Here is an 18,813-nt window from a genome sequence, read left to right on the forward strand (position 1 = left end):
TAAAAGCCGGCTTTTTTTTACTTCTTATTAATTCTAAATATTATAATTTCTTCTTAACAGCTACTTCTTGGAACGCCTCTATAATATCACCTTCTTTGATATCATTGTAGTTCTTCACTTGCATACCACAGTCATAACCTTTAGACACTTCTTTCACATCATCCTTGAATCGTTTTAGAGAAGCTAATTCACCTGTATAGATAACTACACCATCTCTAATTAATCGAATTCCAGAACTTCTGTAAATCTTACCATCTGTTACCATACAACCAGCAATAGTACCGATTTTAGATATTTTGAATGTTTCACGAATTTCAGCTGATCCTGTAATCTCCTCTTTCATTTCTGGAGACAACATACCTTCCATTGCATCTTTCAAGTCATTGATAGCATCGTAAATAATAGAATATGTTCTGATATCAATTTCTTCCTTATCGGCAATAGACCTTGCATTACCCATTGGACGCACATTAAATCCGATAATAATTGCATCTGAAGCCGAAGCTAACAATACATCAGATTCCGTAATTGGTCCAACTGCTTTGTGAATAATATTAATTTGAATCTCTTCGGTTGACAATTTCTGGAAGGAGTCTGTTAATGCTTCTACAGAACCATCCACATCACCTTTAAGAATTACGTTCAACTCTTTAAAGTCACCAAGAGCAATACGTCTACCAATTTCATCAAGTGTAATATGACGTTGCGTTCTTACAGACTGCTCACGCTGTAATTGAGTACGTTTAGCCGCAATCTGTTTAGCTTCTCTTTCATCTTCAAAAACATTGAACTTATCACCCGCCTGCGGAGCACCGTCCAAACCTAATACAGAAACAGGAGTTGATGGACCAGCTTCTTTGACTACATTTCCACGCTCGTCATGCAGAGCTTTCACTTTACCACTATGTTTACCAGCAAGCACATAATCACCTACTTTCAAAGTTCCTGCCTGAACAAGAACAGTTGCAACATATCCACGTCCTTTATCTAAATAAGCTTCAACAATAGTACCTGATGCAGCTTTATCAGGATTTGCTTTTAGATCTAAGATCTCAGCCTCAAGAAGCACTTTTTCAAGCAACTCTTTGACACCTGTACCTTTTTTAGCAGAAATATCGTGAGACTGAATACTACCTCCCCAATCTTCTACTAGCAAATTCATACCTGCTAAACGCTCTTTAATTCTATCAGGATTTGCAGTTGGTTTATCAATTTTGTTAATAGCAAAAATCATTGGAACCCCAGCTGCCTGAGCATGCGAAATAGCTTCTTTCGTTTGCGGCATGATGTCATCATCTGCAGCAATTACGATAATAGCAATATCCGTAACCTGTGCACCACGCGCACGCATTGCAGTAAACGCTTCGTGACCAGGAGTATCTAAGAATGCTATCCTTTGTCCGCTTTCGAGTTTTACTCCATATGCACCAATATGCTGCGTAATACCTCCACTTTCACCAGCAATCACATTCTCTTCACGAATATAATCTAGTAAAGAGGTTTTACCGTGATCAACGTGCCCCATCACTGTTACAATAGGCGCTCTTGCTTTTAAATCTTCTTCTGCATCTGGAGCATCTTGAATAGCTTCTTCGATATCAGCCGTTACAAACTCTACTTCATAACCAAACTCATCTGCAACAATAGAAAGTGTTTCGGCATCTAATCTTTGATTCATGGTAACCATGATACCTAAAGACATACACGCACCTATCACTTTATTAATTGGCACATCCATCATGGTAGCAACTTCATCAACTGTTACAAATTCTGTAACCTTTAACACTTTGCTATCCGCTTCTTGCTGTGCTATTTCATCCTGAGTTTTTTGGCGGTGGGTATCTCTCTTCTCTCTACGATACTTAGCTCCTTTATTCTTAGAACTTTTACCCTGTAGTTTTTCAAGAGTCTCACGTACTTGCTTTTGAACATCTTCTTCAGAAGGCTCCTCTCTTTTTACAGTACGGAATTTACTTCCACCTTTTTTACCTTTTCCTGCATTAGGATTAGGTCGGTTTCCACCTCTATTATTGTTAGAACGGTTTCCACCACCAGAATTAGGGTTCGCATTATTACCACCAGAATTGTTATTGCTAGTAATACGTTTACGCTTCTTCTTATTATTATCTCTGTTGGAATTGTTATTCCCTTTGGATTTATTATCCTCTTTTTTCTTTTTAGGCTTTTGAAATTGAGATAGATCTATCTTTTCTCCAACTACCTTGGGACCTGACAGTTTCTTATACTGTGTCTGAATAACTTCAGGCTCTCCCGATTCTTCTTTAACTTCCTGCTTCGGCTTCTCTTGTTTTGCAACAGGTTTACCTACAGGTTTATTTTCTTTTTTAAATTCTTGAGGTTTAGGCTTTTGAACAGGTTCATTTTTTGGAGTTTCCACAGGCTTCTGCTTCACCTCCGGAGCCACCTCTTCTTTAGGGGCTTCTTTTTTAACAGGAGTTTCTTTTTTAACTTCTGGCACTTGCTTTACTTCAGCAGCTTTTTCCTCCACTTTTACTGGCTGTTGCTCTTCTTTCTTGTCCTCCTGAACCGGTTGCTTCTCAACTGTTTCTTTTTTCGGATTCAAATCAATCTTCCCAACTGTTTTAGGACCAGACAAACTAGCACGCGCTTTTACAACAGAAGATTCTTCTGCTTTACGCTTTTTCTCCTGCTCTTTCTCCAACTCCAAACGTATAGCTTCCTTCTCTTTACGCTTTTCCTCTCCAACTTCTTTGGAAGCTACTTTTTTACTCTTGTCAGTTTGAAATTCCGCTAATAAAACACCGTAAACCTCATTCGATATTTTAGTAGTTGGCCGCGCTTCAACATCATGCCCTTTTGCAGCAAGATATTCCACAGCACGATCCAAAGAAATATTCAACTCTCTGAGTACCCTGTTTAGCCTAATTGTTTTGTGTTCAGACATATATTATTTTTTATTCCTCCTAATTTTTCTTCAGGACTAGTCTTCGAACTCTTCTTTTAGAATACGAACAACATCCTGAACGGTTTCTTCTTCTAAATCAGTTCTTCTAACCAACTCAGCGACATCTAATTCAATAACGCTTTTTGCAGTATCTAAACCGATTTTTTTGAATTCTTCGATAACCCACACTTCGATTTCATCAGAGAATTCTGTCAACTCAACATCCTCTTCTACACCTTCTCTATACACATCTATCTCATAACCGGTTAATTGACCCGCCAAACGAATGTTATAACCTCCTTTTCCGATCGCTTTTGAAACCTCTTCCGGCTGTAAATAAACCTGAGCTGTTTTTGATTCCTCATTCAAAGAAACAGAAGTTACTCTTGCAGGACTTAATGCTCTGGTAATAAACAGCTGTGTATTTGTGGTATAATTAATTACATCAATATTTTCATTCCCCAACTCACGTACAATACCATGAATTCTAGACCCTTTCATACCTACACAAGCACCTACAGGATCAATTCTATCATCATAAGAATCTACTGCAACTTTTGCTTTTTCACCCGGGATTCTAACCACTTTTTTAACTGTGATTAATCCATCAAAGATCTCAGGAATCTCTTGTTCAAACAATTTCTCAAGAAAAGCAGGAGATGTTCTTGACATGATAATTGAAGGTTTACTGCCTTTCAATTCTACATTTTCAATAATACCTCTAACATTTTCTCCTTTTCTAAAAAAGTCTGAACCTATTTGCTTATCCTTTGGTAAAACTATCTCATTCCCTTCATCGTCTAACAAAATAACTGCTCTGTGACGAATGTGGTGCACTTCTGCTGTATAGATTTCACCAATAATATCTTTAAACTGCTTATAGATGGTAGTATTATCATGCTCATGAATCTTTGAAATAAGGTTTTGACGTAAAGCCAAAATTGCTCTTCTTCCAAGATCTATAAGTTTCACCTCTTCAGACACATCTTCACCAACTTCAAAGTCTGGCTCAATCTTTCTTGCTTCAGTCAACTCAATTTCCTGATTAGGATCCTCTACTTCACCATCAGCTACAACAATTCGGTTTCTCCAAATTTCTAAGTCACCTTTATCAGGATTCACAATGATATCAAAGTTATCATCGGAGCCATATTTCTTTTTAAGTGCATTTCTAAAAACTTCTTCAAGAATTGCCATTAACGTTACACGATCAATGAGTTTATCGTCTTTAAACTCAGAAAATGATTCGATCAATGCAAGATTTTCCATGTCATCTTTTTAATTAAAATATTACCATCACTTTAGCTTCTTTTATTGCATCAAAAGCTATTTCTTCTTTTTTCTGCACAGTTACCTTTCCTTTTCCAACAGGTTTTGGCTCACGCGCTTTAAACTCTAAAGTTATCTTAAGATCGTCTACAGCTGTCAATTCACCCTCTATAGGTTTACTAACATCATGTAACTTCACAGACAACTTTCTTCCAATATTCTTTTGATACTGTCTTTTTATAGACAACGGTTCAGAAAGACCTGCAGAAGTGACTTGCAGTGAAAAATCTTGTTCTTCTCTATCAAGATTATGTTCTATTTGTCGACTAACCTCAATACAATCATTCAAAGACACTCCATTATCACCATCCAAAATTACACAAATTGCATTAGATGAAGAAATAGATAGATCTATTAAAAACAGATCTTCTCTCTTTTCTAGCGCCTCGTTTAATAATTTTTCTACAGATTCTCTAAACATAGTCAAATATTAGAATTAAAAGAGGGGACTTAGCGTCCCCTCAAAATAATCGTCAATTATTCTTTAGACGGCAAATATAAGACTTTTTCAGGGTAAACCATAGAGTATCTGTAAATTATTATTATCTTTCAGAAACTTATTACAACTATAAACCAAAATGAAGAGAATTTTAGTACCCACGGACTTTTCCGAACAAGCCGAATACGCATTACAAACAGCAGCTCTTATTGCCAAAAAGCACGATGCAGAACTATTTTTGCTACACATGTTGAATCTTCCGGTTCACTTGTTAACAAATGACAAAAGCGAACTTCCTGAAGCTATTTATTTCATGAAATTAGCACACAAACAATTTGAAGATTTCATGGACAAACCATATCTAGAAGACATCAACACCCATGAAATAGTTGAAGCAAACGAAACTGCCCTCGGAATTAAAGAAGCAACCGAAAAACATAACATAGATTTAATAGTTATGGGATCTAGCGGAGCATCTGGAATTAGCGAAATATTTGTTGGTTCTAACACAGAAAAGGTAGTTCGCTATTCAGAAAAACCTGTTTTGGTTGTAAAAAACCCAATGACAGACGTTAGCAATATTGACGACATGGTATACGCATGTAGTTTTGCCGAAGAGTTAAAAGAAAGCTTTAAAAAAGCTGTAACATTTGCTGAAGATTTCAACAAAACACTTCATATACTATATGTTAACACTCCTAACAATTTCAAAACCACTCATGAAATTGAAAGAAGAATCAAAACATTCCTGAAAGACACAGCACCTTCAAAATACACCATCAATATTTACAATGATGAAACGGTTGAAGAAGGAATTTTAAATTTTGCAAACAGCATCAAAGCAGATATGCTAAGTATTAGTACACACGGCAGAAAGGGAATTGCCCAATTCTTTAACGGAAGTATAAGCGAAGACCTGGTTAACCACGCAATAAGACCTGTAATTACTTTCAAAGTTTAAGAAAACACTTAAAACAAAAAAACCTCTTAGAAAAACTAAGAGGTTTTTTTGTTGGCCTACAAGGACTCGAACCTTGAACGACTGAACCAAAATCAGCTGTGTTACCAATTACACCATAGGCCATTGCTTTATTGCGGATGCAAAACTACAACAAAATTTTACTCGCGCAAGTTTTTTTAGAAAAAATATTCCACTTTTTTTCAGAAGAACACATTACAAAGCTAATTATCAATGATTAAAGTTAAAAAAAATATTTTAAAAATATTAATCTCATTTTCTCGTTTAAAAATGCGATTGAACTTTTATAATAATTAGTAAATTCGCCACAACTATAATAACTATAAGAAAAACTTTATGTTTTCAAGAGATTTTAACAAATGGAATACCATTACCGGTTGGTTAGTTTTTTTTGCTGCACTACTAACTTACGGCCTTACTGTAGAACCAACTGCCAGTTTTTGGGATTGCGGAGAATACATATCTACCTCAGCTAAACTACAAGTTGGACACCCACCAGGAGCACCTTTTTTTCAAATGATGGGTGCGTTTTTTGCAATGTTCGCTGCTAATCCTGAAAAAGTTGCCCTCATGGTTAACTTCATGTCTGTTTTTTCAAGCGCATTTGCTGTACTATTCATGTTTTGGAGCGTTACCAATCTTACCAAAAAAATGGTATTAAGTGACAACACTGAATTTACAAATGCCAAAGCAATAGCAATTTTAGGAAGCGGTATTGTTGGTGGTCTTGCATTAACTTTTTCAGATAGTTTTTGGTTTAATGCGGTTGAAGCCGAAGTATACGCCATGGCCATTTTCATGATGTCACTTATGTTTTGGCTAGGTCTAAAATGGACCGATAATTTAAACGACCCTAGAGGTAGTAGATGGCTTATTCTTATAGCCCTAGTTATTGGACTTTCTTTTGGAGTTCACTTCATGGCTCTTTTAACAATTCCAGCAATTGGGATGATGTATTTCTTCAGATCTCACTATGAAAAGAATCTGAAAAATTTCATTATAGCCAATGTTGTTTCGGTAGCTATTTTATTATTTATATTCAAATTATTATTACCATACACACTAGCCTTATTCGGTTATCTTGAAGTTTTCTTTGTAAACTCGGTAGGGCTTCCGTTCAATTCCGGGACTATTATTGCTACTTTATTAATCATTGGTGCTTTCTATTATGGTTTAAGTTATTCAAAAAAGAAAGAGTATATTAATTTGAATACAGGAATTCTTTGCACTGTTTTCGTTTTAATAGGATTTTCCACATGGTTAATGATACCTATAAGAGCAAATGCAAATACAGTGATCAATGAGAATGATCCTTCGGACGCAAGAACACTTTTAGCCTATTACAATCTTGAACAATATCCTGAAACCCACTTGTTATACGGACCTATGTATTCTCAGAAATATGTGCGTCTAGACCCAAACAATCCATATGTTGATGGAAAACCTAAGTACGAGAAGAACGACAAAACAGGGAAATACGAGATTGTAAACTATTGGAAAGGAGAAATGCCAAATCTTGATGATAGTCAAAAAGGACTATTACCAAGAATGTGGAGCGAGGATCACGCTGCCAACTACATGAAAAGAACAGATATCTTAGATTTCAATATCAAAGCCGATTATGTAGATAGTGAAGAACTTAGAACAGCCGTTTCTAACTTTAGATCTCAAGTAGCATCTGGCAGTATTTCTGTTGATGAATACGAAAACTTCTTAAACGATTTTCAAGATTACCTAGATATTGAGAGACCTACACTAGGCCAAAACCTATCTTATTTTGGAAACTTCCAAATTTGGTATATGTATTTTAGGTATTTCGGCTGGAATTTTATTGGAAGAAGTGATGACATTCAAGGAAAACAAGATGGTCATGGCCGTGTTTTATCTGGTGTAAAAATAATTGATGATATTTTCAAATCACAAGACAATCTTCCTTCAGACGATTTAAATAACGCAGCGAGGAATACATATTTCTTTTTACCTCTAATTTTAGGTATTGTAGGCATTCTATTCCAAGCAAGCAAAAGTGAAAGACAGTTTTGGATATTACTTGTTCTTTTCCTTTTTACCGGAATTGCCTTAAAATTATACCTCAACGAAAGACCTTTTGAACCACGCGAACGTGACTATGCACTCGTAGGATCTTTTTACGTTTTTTGTATGTGGATAGGAATTGGAGTTTATGGAATATTTGATGCCTTTAGAAAAGTATTGACTCCAAAAATTTTAGCCCCTGTTGTTGTGCTAGTTTCTTTACTAGCTGTACCAACTGTTATGGCTTACGAAAACTGGGATGACCATGACAGATCTAACAGATACACTGCCCAATCTATGGCGAAATCTTATTTAGATTCTGTCCAAGAAGATTCAGATCCTATTCTATTCACTATTGGAGATAATGACACCTTTGCACTTTGGTATGCTCAAGAGATAGAAGGATACCGTACCGATATTAGAACCATCAATACACAGTTATTCGCTACAGCATGGTATATTGATCAAATGAAGAGACAAACCTACGAGAGTAGCCCAATACCTTCTCAATTATCTCATGACCAATACAAATATGGGACTAGAGACCAAATAGTATACATTCCGTTAACGGAGGAACGATGGGATATTAAACGTTTTATGGATTTCATAAGCAGTGACAACCCTAAATACAAAGTAGGATTTGTACGTGAACAACAAGGCTATGATATGTCTCAGCAGCCAGAAAGTTACAGACAGATGAACTTCTACCCTACCAATAAAATTAGAGTTCCGGTAAATAAACAAAACGTTCTGGAAAGTGGATTGGTGAAACCAGAAGACGCTGATCTTATTGTAGATTATATTGACATTGACCTTCCTAAATCGCAATTAATCAAAAACAGAATGATGATGCTAGACATTCTAGCTAATAACGATTGGAAACGTCCTATTTATTTCACAGGAGGAAGCTATGACGCTTCTGAATACATGTGGATGAAAGATTATCTTCAGCTAGACGGAATGGTTTACAAGCTAGTTCCTATTAAAACTGAAATAGATAAGAATAATCCTTATGAAATGGGTAGAATTGATAGTGATTTAATGTTCAACATCGTAAAACAATGGCACTGGGGTAATTCAGGTGATCCCGATGTATATCTTGATCCTGAAACCCGAAGAAATAGCATTAACTATCGTGGCAACATCGCACGCCTTGTTGAACAATTGATTAAAGAGGGTAAAAATGACCAAGCCGAAGAAGCTATTGCCATTGTTATGGATAATATGCCTGTAGATAGATTTGGTTACTACTTTTTAATTGATCCTTATATTGATGCTTACTACAAACTTGGAGAACAAGAAAAGGCAAGAGCCTTGTTCAAGCAGGTAGCTAAACATTATCAAGAATCATTAAAATATTACAGTACGCTTTCCCAAGACGATAAAAAAAACAACTCTTACAATATTGAAAGAACTGCATATCAGTACACCAATTTATTAGATATTGTAAGAAACAATACCGACATGCAATTCCTAAGAGAGCAAGGTGATGTTTTCAATAGTTACATTGAACTATTTGGTGGTATTGAAGACGATGCTTTGGAAGAACTCCCAGAAACATCTACAGAACTTGACTCAAGCATGCCAAAGGATACTATTAAAAATATGAATATACCAGAGGCAGAAGTAATCAATGAAGATTAAACTAATACAATCAAACGGCAGCCAAATGGTTGCCGTTTCTTTTCTATATGCTTTTTGTTAAAACTCCACAATTCTTAAAAAAAATAATTCCATCGGTAACATGGGACATCCCTACAACTGAAAAAGTAGTTTATTTAACTTTTGACGATGGACCAACTCCTGAAATTACAGAATGGGTTTTGGATCAGTTGGCACTATTCAACGCAAAAGCAACATTCTTCTGTATAGGTAAAAACATTGATGCAAACCCAAAGATCTTCAGAAAGATTCTATCAGAAGGACATTCAGTAGGAAATCATACATACAACCATATGAATGCTTGGAAAACAAACAAGCGTATTTATTTGGAAAATAGTTTCAAGACAGAAAATAGCATCCTAAAATTACATCCTCATTTCAAGTCTAAGAAACTATTTAGACCTCCTTACGGGAAATTTACTCCTTCAATCTTGAAAAGACTTAGAAAAGAAAATTATCAGGTTGTAGGTTGGGATATTATTACAGAAGATTATGACAAAAACCGTACCCCATCAAAAGTGCTATTAAATGTCACAAAAAACATTACTCCTGGAAGCATCATTGTTTTTCATGACAGCGTTAAAGCTTTTAAAAATTTGGAAGAAGTATTACCTAAAACATTAACCTTCCTTGAAAAGGAAGGCTATGTTATGAAATCTATTTAAACAAAGTGCTTTTTTAAAACAATCATTAGGTTTTCTTCTGTGAGATGTCCACTTTCTCGCCACACCATATCTCCTTCTTTATAAACCATAAGTGTTGGAACTACTTTTATCCTCAAAGCTTTTACAAGTTCAGGATTTTTGTCTACATCTATTTTTAAAACTTTTACCTTTCCTATTACGTTAGCTGCAACATTTCGCAACACCGTATTCATTTTTGGAGTTTGCTGATCTCTATCTGTGTAGAAATCTAATAATACAGGTATATTTTGACTTATCAGTTCTCCGAATTTGGACATATTTTTTTCTTTTTCAATAGCTTAATTTCAAATTTAACAAAATCAAAAAACAGATTTTGTTAATTAGCTACTAAAATTACTCTCAACAATTTTAAACCGTTTTCTTTTTTAGCTCAATCACCGTTATTTCTGGCCAAATACCTAGGCGACCAGGGAAGGCTAGATATCCAAATCCACGGTTTACATTTATGAGCTGATCATTTTTACCTGAGTAAATACCAGCCCAATGCTTATATCTCCATTTTACCGGACTCCATTTTACCCAACCTGGAATTTCTATACCAAACTGCATACCGTGTGTATGCCCGGAAAGCGTAATATGGAAATGATAATCATCATCAAGTACTTGTGCATCCCAGTGAGAAGGATCATGACTCATTAAGATCTTGAAGTCATCTGCTTGAATGTTTTCTTTTGCCTTTTGAAGATCTCCGGCCTTTTTAAAATGTCCACTACCCCAATTCTCAACTCCAACTAAGGCTATCTTTTGTCCATTTTTCTCAAGATACCTACTTTCATTCAATAGTAAATCAAAACCTATAACTTCTCTTTGTCTTCGCTTTAAATCTTCAAGATTGGCAATTTTTTCAGCTTCTGTATTCCATTCGAAATAATCTCCATAATCGTGGTTTCCTAACACCGAGAATTTACCATCTTTTGCTTCCAATTTTGAAAACAAATCTTGCCAATCATCAAGCTCCACTGCTCTGTTATTTACAAGATCACCGGTAAACAAAATCACATCGCTCTCTTGTTGATTGATCAAATCTATACCGTAAGCAATCTTCTCATGGTTATCAAAACTTCCACAATGAATATCGGAGACTTGCGTAATTCTATACCCATCAAATGCTTCTGGAAGATCATCAAATTCCAGTGTATATTTCAGTACTTTATAGTTATATTTTCCTCGGTACATTCCATAAAGCATTCCGGCAAAAGGAAGCGCAGCCAAACCAACTGCAATGGTGCTTATAAATTTTCTTCTTGAAGGTGCTGTAAATTTCTGTTCTGTACTAAAAAACTTATTATAGGTTGCGATAAAAAACCGAACAATGTCTTCGGAAAGTGCAAAAACTACAATCACAAGCGTAAAAATTGTCCAAGAAAGCATAAAGCCCATAGCATAACTTTTGGCCACAGTTAATACCTTTCCTCCATCTTGTTCAAACCAAAATTGATAGATAACATTCAATAAAATAAGTAAGGTAATAGCGGTGTATGTAACCCAAACCCAGCTTTGCTTGGAAAGGTTTTTAATTAATTGAAAAGCGTACAAGCTTAATACTACATATATAACTAAGAGAAAAATCCAGCGCATGATTTTAAAAAATTCAGGCACAAATGTATGGTTTGAAGACCTATAAAAGGAAGCTTTAAGTTTTTTTTAAGTGTTTCGATCTTTTCGAAAACAAACAGTCCCGACTTTCATCGGGACTGTTTATTATTATTTGTTGTAAATAGTACTTGGCCAACTATCGTTTGAACCGTTGACATCTGGTAAAATCTTATCAGGATCAAGCTCTATAGCTTTCACTTGTTTGTCTGTTTTCAGAAAATAATTCCAGCTATCTCCTCGCTGCCAAATTTCAACTGGCAATTCTTTGGTTTCCGTAGAACCATCTGTATAGGTAACTTTCATTTTCACCGGCATTGGAAAATCTCCTCTGTTCTCTAAAACCACCACGTAATTTCCTTGATAAGGATGCACCGCAGAAATGGCAAGATCTATATTTCCATTTCCATAGAACCAACCTCTCCAAAACCAGTTTAAGTTTTCACCCGCTCCATTTTCCATAGCATTAAAAAAGTCTGATGGCTGCGGATGTTTGAACGCCCAATTTTTGATATACTCCTTGAAAGCAAAATCAAAACGCTCTGGTCCCAAAATATATTCGCGTAGCATAACCATTCCTAAAGCTGGCTTATAATATGCGGTATACCCTAAATTTCTTGTGTTTACAACATCAGGATAGGTATCAATACCTTCTCTATCTTTCTTGTTATAATATCCAAGATTTCTTCTTCCTTCTGTTAATGTTGAAGGATATTCGCCATCATTGAACGCTACTGTACTGTAGTGATTGATAAACGTATTGAAACCTTCATCCATCCAAGGATATAAACGCTCGTTAGAACCTACAATCATTGGAAACCAAATATGTCCAAATTCATGATCGGTTACTCCCCACAAGCTTTCACCTTTACTATCTACACCACAAAAAACAATTCCAGGATATTCCATTCCACCAACATTTGATGCCACATTAATTGCGTTAGGATAAGGATATTCAAACCATTGATTTGAATAATTTTCAATAGAACCTTTTACATATTCTGAAGATCTTCCCCAAGCATCATCTCCAGAAACCTCTACCGGATATACTGATTGTGCCATGGATTTTTTACCGCTAGGAAGATTGATTCTTGCTCCATCCCAAACAAATGCTTTTGAAGTAGCAAAAGAAACATCACGTGTGTTTTCCATAGAAAAATGCCATGTTACCATTCCTTCTTTAACTGGTCTGGTTTTACTTGGATCATTTGCCTCTTCTGGAGTAATGATGTACACTCTTTTCTCACTGTTTTTCGCTTTCTCGAAACGTTCTCTCTCCGTAGCTGTTAAAACTTCTTTTGGATTTTCCAACGCTCCAGAACCTACTACAATATGATCATAAGGAACGGTAATTTTATAATCAAAATCACCATATTCTAAATAGAACTCACCAGCTCCCAAATAAGGTTCGGTATTCCATCCTTTTACATCATCAAAAACAGCAACTCTTGGATACCATTGCGCCATGGAGTAAATAGTTCCGTTATTAGTTTCTAAACGTCCCATTCTATCCATTCCTGCTTGTGGAATTTTAAACGAAAAATTCATACTCACAGTTGCAACACCGTCTTCTGCAGGAATTGGTTCTTCAAAGAAAACCTGCATTCGCGTATCGGAGATTACATGTTTAGAAGAAGCTTTACCTCTTTTACCTACTTTAGCTTCTACATTTGAAATATCGTATCCACCGTCTGTATCACCCGAATATCTATTCCCCATAATCGGAGTAGTTTGTGTTCCTCTAGAGGTTTCTGTAAAACGGTTTTGCTCAACATACATCCAAATATAATCTAGTGGTTGCGGACTGTTATTATGATACGTTAAAGTTACTCTTCCGGTAAGTACATTTTTCTCATCATCAAGTGTAGCTTCTATTTTATAATCCGCTTCGTTCTGCCAGTATTTTTCACCTGGTTCTCCAATGGCAGCCCTGTAAACAGAACTTCTACGATACATAATGGGATTAAATTCTTCTTGATTATTGGGGGTGACTTCTTGTGCGGTCACACTAAAAACTTGAAAAGTCAACAGACCGGCCACGGTCCATTTCAACATGTTTTTCATGAACGTTGAATTTATATTTTACAATTTTAAAGATTGAAAATTACTTTATTAATTCGTCATGAAGGAAATTATTGATTGGTTTAACAAATATTAACAATTTATAGACAAACACCTCAATAAGCTTCTCTTTTCAAATTTCGCTTTCTAAATTCTATTGGCCGCATGTGTACCATTTGCTCAAACACATTACTTAGTGATGCTACATTGCTATAACCACAAGCATATGCAATTTCACTTACAGACATGTCGGTTTCCAAAAGCATTTCCATAGTTCGGATTACGCGCGTTAATTTCACATACTGAAGAAATGAAATATCCATCTCTTCCCGAAATAAACGTGATAAACTTCTAGAACTCATTCCAAATTCTTTCGCTACCAAATCTAGTTTTAGATTTCCATCTAACTTCAAATGAATATGCTTTAATATCGCTTGAAGCGAAGCATTCTTGGTAGTCGGCAATGCTACTGGAAGTGGAATTCTAGAAACAGCCATCAACACATTTCGCAAGGCTATAAGAAACTCATACTTTTCTGATGATTCCTTGGTAAAACCTCCACGCCATTTTTCAGTATATAAAATCATTTCCATGATCAAATCAGTTACCGGATAGATTCCCATTTTTCGCAACTTATGATCCTTTGGAAATAGATTGGTAGGAAAATACAAATTACGCACCATAATAATAGGTGAACGCAATTCTACATTATGGCGCATTCCTGCCGGAACCCAAACAAAATGTCGTGCCGGAAGAAAATATGAATTAGTGGGAGTATTCAAAAAAGCAATTCCACCCTCTACATAACTCAATTGATGCTTGTCATGCGTGTGTATTGGCAGCTTTTCTTCAATCTTTGTATGGTGTACATAAATACTTTCTTCCTGAGTATCAACATCATTTAGAAATCGAACTCCATCGTGACTAATTTCCATAGCTTTTATTTTTGGCTCAAATTAATAAATATTTGACTAATTATAAAAAACAAGACTTTAACATTCTTTGGAACTTTGCATCAAATGAAAAAGGAAATGAGAAACACTGCTATTAAAAAAACGTTCTTCCTTTTGTTTTTGCTATATATGCCATTTGCAATGGCTCAGGAAAAAGACAGTATTGCCATTAGCCTAGAAGATGCTTGGCAAAAAGCTGCAACCTTTAGCAAAGAACTTAAAGAACAACATTTACAAACTGAAATTGGCGAAGAACACATCAAAGACGCCAAGAGTCAAAAATTACCTTCTATAGATTTTGACGCTTCCTACGGGAAATTGGCCAACGTCCCTGTTTTTGTAAACGGAATCACCAATGATGCGGAATACATTCATTTAGACGATCATAGTATTTATGAGGCATCTGCAAGTGCATATTTCAATATTTATGCCGGTGGAGCTACCAAAACGGCTATTAAAACTGCCGAAACAAAAGAGGATTTTTTAATTCACATTGAAGAAGAAACGGAAGATCAATTACATTTTGAAGTCATTCAGACCTATTTAGATCTACAACGCTATTATGAGTTCAAAGACCTTATCAAACAAAATATTAAACAGAATAAAGAGCGTGTTCGCTTGATTCAACAATTGTTTGACAATGGAGTGGTTTTAAAAAGTGATGTTTTGCGTGCCAAGTTGCAATTATCTAAACAACAAACACAATTGGTCACCATGCAAAACAATATTGTACTGGCTACACAATCACTCAATATTCTCATGGGAAATGAAGATGATTTACCTATTGTTCCTGCAGATACAATTCAGTTGGGCTCTATAGGAATTGACAAAGCCTATGAAAATTATGTTACCGAAACCCTCACAAAATCACCATTAGAAAAAATGGCTGATAATCAAATTGAATTAAGTGAATTAAAAACAGACGCACTCAAAGCCGATAAACGACCAAAAATTGGCTTATTTGGCAATTACGCTTATTCTTACCCACAAATCAAATTGTACCCATATGCAGAATCACCTTATTTATTAGGAATTGCAGGAGTAAAATTATCCTATGACCTTTCTGCATTATACCATGATAAACACAAAGAGAAAGCGGCAGAGATTGCAGTGGAACAGCAAAAGGTAGCCAAAGCAAACATAGAAGACCAATTACGTAAAAAAGTAAAGCAAGCCTACAGCCGGTTTAATGAAGATTTGGTTAAAGTAAATGTTGCCGAAGAAAATATTCAATCTGCAAAAGAAAACTACCGCATTGTAGACCAAACGTATTTCAATCAATTATCCTTATTAACAGATTTGATTGATGCAGATACACAATTACTACAAGCACGTTTTGAGTTGGTAAACAACCAAATTGCGGCTAAACTACACTACTATCAATTATTAAAAATATCAGGAGCATTATAATGAGTGAAGAATTAAAAAAATTTGAAAAGACCGACAGAATAGTTGTTAAAATCACCTATTTAGTTGCACTGTTCATCTTCATAGGATTGATCATTTGGGGCGTTATGTCAACCATTAATCACTGGAGATACGAATACACAAACGACGCACAAGTTCAAGAATATATCAACCCAATTCTAAGTAGAGCAAACGGATATGTTCAAGAAATAAAATATAAAGATCATCAACAGGTTCAAAAAGGAGATACACTTGTAGTACTAGACAGAAATGAGGCTATGGTACAAAAACAATTGGCCGAAGCTGCCTTGAGCGCCGCAGAAGCACAATTAAAAGTACTTCAAAGCAATCGTAATACCGCAAACTCTAGCTCTAGCATTAATCAAGCACAAATAGATGCTGCACAAGCACAACTTTGGCAACAACAAAAGGAATTTGAGCGTTACAAAAATCTATTGGAGAACGACGCGGTTACTCAACAACATTTTGAAGATATTCAAACGAAATTAAAAGTTGCAGAAGCCAATGTAGAATCCATGAAAAGAACCTACAAAACCTCACTAAGCAAAACCAATGATGTGTCTGCGCAAATAGAAGTAGCAAAAGCTACCATTGCAGAAAAAAAAGCTGCTCTGAATCAGATAGATTTAGATCTAAAATATGCTGTAATCACAGCACCCACCAACGGTTACATGGGTAAAAAGAATTTACAAATAGGACAATTGGTACAAAAAGGGCAAACCATTGGTTTTATAGTAGATCAAAATCAAGGAAAATGGATTGTTGCTAATTTTGAAGAAACTCAAATCGCAGAAATTCATGTAGGGCAAGAAGCAGAAATAAAGATTGACGCATACCCAAACCAAAGATTTCACGGGACTATAGAATCATTTTCTCCTGCAACAGGTTCTCAATTTTCATTATTACCACCAGATAATGCTACAGGAAATTTTGTAAAAATTACACAACGATTCCCTGTTCGTATTCAGTTTAAAGATGATGAAAAAGCTTTAGTAAATCTTCGTGCTGGTATGAATGCCGAAGTGGAAATTCCAAAATCATAAATCTAACTGTATGACCACATATCAATATTCATTTAAAAAGTGGGTTCCTCGCTGGTTAATGTTATTGGCTATTTTCATGACATTGATTCCCGTTGGAGCACTCTTAGGAATTTATTTAGGAGGAATGAATAGCGCTATGAGTTATTACAACGGTGATTCCAATGATATTCGATTTTCGGTAGTCCTATATTATTTGGCCATTGCAAGCGCATTTCCTTTTGAGAAAGCCATTGCCAATAAGTTTACCACAAAGCCATACTTTGCCGCGAGTTGCATCTTATACGTTTTGCTGAATTTGATTTTATACAACACTCAAAATCTCATTCTTCTATTTGTATTCCGTTTTCTTGGCGGAGTGCTTTCACTAGCATTTATAGGAACTTTGTTTGCATTAATATTTCAGCAATTTCACTCTCAACGAAGTCGTATTTTGGGCTACGCACTATTGTATGGATCACTTTTGGGTTCCATTCCGCTATCTTACATTATTGATGCTTTTATCTTTTCGTATTATAATTTCAATGTTTTGTTTATGCTGAAGATTTTCATCTGTCTTCCCGGATTTACATTGCTATTTATTTGCCTAAAGAACAATGTAGATCTACGAGTAGAAAAATCTCATCTTAAAGAAAAAGTAGACTGGAGAAGTTTTGTATTGTACGCTTCCGCATTAATTACTGCTGCTTACACTCTTTGCTACGGTCAATATTACAATTGGTTTTATAGTACGCACATTATTTATGCTACCATATTTTTTGTAGTAACATTACTCCTATTTTTCTTCCGACAATTAAAACTGAAAAAACCATACATAGACCTTTCTATTTATAAACACCGAAATTTTAGAATAGGAATGTTGATGCTTATAGCATTTTATTTCTCTAAAGGTGACACTAGTGTCTCTTACGGATTTTTTGCCACAGGAGTACATCTTGATGTTTACCACAAAGCGTACGTAATGATTGTGAATGGTCTTGGCGTTTTTGCAGGAGCCGCTTTAACCGCACGTTTCTTGCTCGTAGGTACTCGAATAAGACTTATATGGCTTACAGGGTTTGCATCGCTCCTATTTTTTCATATCTACATGATCTTCATTTTTGGAAATCAAGCTGAAACCAGCGATTTATGGCTACCACTATTTTTCCAAGGCTTTGGTAATGGTACATTAATGCTATCTATAGTAATGTTTTACGCGACCGGAGTTCCTGCAGAAATTGGATTTTCAGCTTCTGTTACAGGAGTTTCATATCGTTTTTTCTCCTTTACCGCCAGCATGGCGTTGATTGCCTTTATGAGTTTAAAACAAGGAAGTACGCATTATAATGATTTTGCGCAGGAAGTAGTAACAACAAACCCCGAAAGCACTCAGCATATAAAAGCTTATTCTCAGGCATTTTTAAACAAAGGCGCTTCACAATTGCAGGCCAAAGCAGGTGCAAAAAAATTATTGGGAGCAGAAGTACGTCAGCAAACTAATTTGCTATACGCCAGAGATTATTATATCTACATGAGTACATTTATTATTTTGGTAATGCTAAGCATTGCTTTAATTCCTCATTTCCAATATCATCTTCGAAAGATTGGTGACAAACTAGTACCGCTTTAACCAAATTTACCTGAAGAAAAGCCAAATTCTTTGTAGTTTTGAAAACCTGTTATCAA

13 protein-coding genes and 1 tRNA gene are annotated in these 18,813 nt (G+C 35.5%); 6 read left to right on the plus strand and 8 right to left on the minus strand.

Annotated elements, in window-relative coordinates; all coding sequences use genetic code 11:
• Positions 1 to 40: 40 nt before the first annotated feature.
• Genes infB through rimP form a run of 3 tightly spaced genes read right to left on the minus strand, consistent with a single transcriptional unit; the run spans position 41 to position 4,676 of the window.
• Positions 41 to 2,926, minus strand: a complete 2,886-nt coding sequence (gene infB / locus BM383_RS11445) for a translation initiation factor IF-2 (protein WP_093025279.1) — start codon at positions 2,924 to 2,926, stop codon at positions 41 to 43.
• Positions 2,927 to 2,962: 36 nt separating this feature from the next.
• Positions 2,963 to 4,195, minus strand: a complete 1,233-nt coding sequence (gene nusA, locus BM383_RS11450) for a transcription termination factor NusA (RefSeq protein WP_093025280.1) — start codon at positions 4,193 to 4,195, stop codon at positions 2,963 to 2,965.
• Positions 4,196 to 4,208: 13 nt separating this feature from the next.
• Positions 4,209 to 4,676 carry a ribosome assembly cofactor RimP gene (gene rimP, locus BM383_RS11455; protein WP_093025281.1) on the minus strand — a complete coding sequence of 156 codons (468 nt, stop codon included), beginning with the start codon at positions 4,674 to 4,676 and terminating at the stop codon, positions 4,209 to 4,211.
• A gap of 157 nt (positions 4,677 to 4,833) precedes the next feature.
• Here rimP and BM383_RS11460 point away from each other — a divergent pair, with 157 nt between their 5' ends.
• Entirely contained in the window at positions 4,834 to 5,655 is an 822-nt protein-coding gene (locus BM383_RS11460) for a universal stress protein (protein ID WP_093025282.1), read from the plus strand.
• A gap of 51 nt (positions 5,656 to 5,706) precedes the next feature.
• Here BM383_RS11460 and BM383_RS11465 read toward each other — a convergent pair.
• Positions 5,707 to 5,778 (minus strand) — tRNA-Gln (locus BM383_RS11465).
• Between the two features lie 231 nt (positions 5,779 to 6,009).
• On the opposite strand from BM383_RS11465, the gene BM383_RS11470 reads away from it, so the two are divergent.
• On the plus strand, positions 6,010 to 9,351 hold the full coding sequence (locus BM383_RS11470; protein ID WP_093025283.1) for a glycosyltransferase family 117 protein: 3,342 nt from the start codon (positions 6,010 to 6,012) through the stop codon (positions 9,349 to 9,351).
• Between the two features lie 47 nt (positions 9,352 to 9,398).
• Positions 9,399 to 10,034, plus strand: coding sequence for a polysaccharide deacetylase family protein (locus BM383_RS11475; protein ID WP_093025284.1), 636 nt, complete (start codon positions 9,399 to 9,401; stop codon positions 10,032 to 10,034).
• On the opposite strand, the gene BM383_RS11480 is transcribed toward BM383_RS11475, so the two are convergent.
• The 4 genes from BM383_RS11480 to BM383_RS11495 all read right to left on the minus strand — a co-directional run bounded on the left by BM383_RS11480 (position 10,031) and on the right by BM383_RS11495 (position 14,662).
• On the minus strand, positions 10,031 to 10,330 hold the full coding sequence (locus BM383_RS11480; protein ID WP_093025285.1) for a thioredoxin family protein: 300 nt from the start codon (positions 10,328 to 10,330) through the stop codon (positions 10,031 to 10,033). The two genes, BM383_RS11475 and BM383_RS11480, sit on opposite strands and share 4 nt — an antisense overlap.
• Positions 10,331 to 10,421: 91 nt before the next feature.
• Complete coding sequence (locus BM383_RS11485; protein ID WP_093025370.1) at positions 10,422 to 11,654, minus strand: metallophosphoesterase; 1,233 nt, start codon at positions 11,652 to 11,654, stop codon at positions 10,422 to 10,424.
• A gap of 123 nt (positions 11,655 to 11,777) precedes the next feature.
• Positions 11,778 to 13,730 carry a M1 family metallopeptidase gene (locus BM383_RS11490; RefSeq protein ID WP_093025286.1) on the minus strand — a complete coding sequence of 651 codons (1,953 nt, stop codon included), beginning with the start codon at positions 13,728 to 13,730 and terminating at the stop codon, positions 11,778 to 11,780.
• A gap of 113 nt (positions 13,731 to 13,843) precedes the next feature.
• Positions 13,844 to 14,662: a helix-turn-helix domain-containing protein gene (locus BM383_RS11495; protein WP_093025287.1), complete on the minus strand. Its 819-nt coding sequence runs from the start codon at positions 14,660 to 14,662 to the stop codon at positions 13,844 to 13,846.
• Between the two features lie 96 nt (positions 14,663 to 14,758).
• Between BM383_RS11495 and BM383_RS11500 the strand changes: the two genes are divergently transcribed.
• The 3 genes from BM383_RS11500 to BM383_RS11510 are packed head-to-tail and all read left to right on the plus strand — an operon-like array spanning position 14,759 to position 18,757.
• Positions 14,759 to 16,090, plus strand: coding sequence for a TolC family protein (locus tag BM383_RS11500; protein WP_245766576.1), 1,332 nt, complete (start codon positions 14,759 to 14,761; stop codon positions 16,088 to 16,090).
• Positions 16,090 to 17,151 (plus strand): HlyD family secretion protein, encoded by a 1,062-nt coding sequence (locus tag BM383_RS11505; protein ID WP_093025288.1) that lies wholly within the window; start codon positions 16,090 to 16,092, stop codon positions 17,149 to 17,151. The genes BM383_RS11500 and BM383_RS11505 overlap by 1 nt, the downstream gene beginning before the upstream one ends.
• Positions 17,152 to 17,161: 10 nt before the next feature.
• Entirely contained in the window at positions 17,162 to 18,757 is a 1,596-nt protein-coding gene (locus BM383_RS11510; protein ID WP_093025372.1) for an MFS transporter, read from the plus strand.
• Positions 18,758 to 18,813 lie beyond the last annotated feature (56 nt).

Origin of the sequence: Pustulibacterium marinum (genome assembly GCF_900116665.1) — a bacterium.
Lineage (GTDB): Bacteria > Bacteroidota > Bacteroidia > Flavobacteriales > Flavobacteriaceae > Pustulibacterium > Pustulibacterium marinum.

Bases quoted from the DNA above. Each gene is read 5' to 3' on its own strand.
- infB (WP_093025279.1), bottom strand. From the start codon at position 2,926: ATGTCTGAACACAAAACAATTAGGCTAAACAGGGTACTCAGAGAGTTG.
- nusA (WP_093025280.1), bottom strand. From the start codon at position 4,195: ATGGAAAATCTTGCATTGATCGAATCATTTTCTGAGTTTAAAGACGAT.
- rimP (WP_093025281.1), bottom strand. From the start codon at position 4,676: ATGTTTAGAGAATCTGTAGAAAAATTATTAAACGAGGCGCTAGAAAAG.
- BM383_RS11460 (WP_093025282.1), top strand. From the start codon at position 4,834: ATGAAGAGAATTTTAGTACCCACGGACTTTTCCGAACAAGCCGAATAC.
- BM383_RS11470 (WP_093025283.1), top strand. From the start codon at position 6,010: ATGTTTTCAAGAGATTTTAACAAATGGAATACCATTACCGGTTGGTTA.
- BM383_RS11475 (WP_093025284.1), top strand. From the start codon at position 9,399: ATGCTTTTTGTTAAAACTCCACAATTCTTAAAAAAAATAATTCCATCG.
- BM383_RS11480 (WP_093025285.1), bottom strand. From the start codon at position 10,330: ATGTCCAAATTCGGAGAACTGATAAGTCAAAATATACCTGTATTATTA.
- BM383_RS11490 (WP_093025286.1), bottom strand. From the start codon at position 13,730: ATGAAAAACATGTTGAAATGGACCGTGGCCGGTCTGTTGACTTTTCAA.
- BM383_RS11495 (WP_093025287.1), bottom strand. From the start codon at position 14,662: ATGGAAATTAGTCACGATGGAGTTCGATTTCTAAATGATGTTGATACT.
- BM383_RS11500 (WP_245766576.1), top strand. From the start codon at position 14,759: ATGAGAAACACTGCTATTAAAAAAACGTTCTTCCTTTTGTTTTTGCTA.
- BM383_RS11505 (WP_093025288.1), top strand. From the start codon at position 16,090: ATGAGTGAAGAATTAAAAAAATTTGAAAAGACCGACAGAATAGTTGTT.
- BM383_RS11510 (WP_093025372.1), top strand. From the start codon at position 17,162: ATGACCACATATCAATATTCATTTAAAAAGTGGGTTCCTCGCTGGTTA.